The 372-nt window shown below is 73.9% G+C and carries 1 protein-coding gene; it reads left to right on the top strand.

Features of this window, described 5'->3' with window-relative positions:
* On the top strand, positions 1-372 hold a 372-nt coding region (locus tag GT042_RS31655; protein ID WP_161312128.1), incomplete at both ends, for an AMP-binding protein.

The raw sequence follows: 372 nt of genomic DNA, 5'->3' as shown, positions 1-372 counted from the left end.
CACCTCCGGCTCCACCGGCCGCCCCAAGGGCGTGGTCGTACCGCACGGCGCCCTGGCCAATCACATGGCGTGGATGGCGCGGTATCTCACCCTGACCCCGGACGACCGGGTCCTCGCCCGTACCTCCACGAGCTTCGACGCCTCCGTGTGGGAGCTGTGGCTCCCGCTGATGAACGGCGCCGAGGTCTGCGTCCTGCCGGACGACGCCAACCGGGACCCGCACGCCCTGGTCACCTGGATGAGCCGGTTCGACGTCACCGTCGCCCAGTTCGTGCCCGCGCACCTGACCCTCGTCCTCGCCGAGGCCGTGCACGCGGCGCCCCTGCCCCGCCTGCGGGCCGTCCTGTGCGGCGGCGAACCGCTGCCGCGCGC

The sequence above is a fragment of the Streptomyces sp. SID3212 genome (genome assembly GCF_009865405.1).
Lineage (GTDB): Bacteria > Actinomycetota > Actinomycetes > Streptomycetales > Streptomycetaceae > Streptomyces.
The sequence above is the reverse complement of the archived record's forward strand: the minus strand, read 5'-3'. Positions and strand labels throughout refer to the sequence as shown.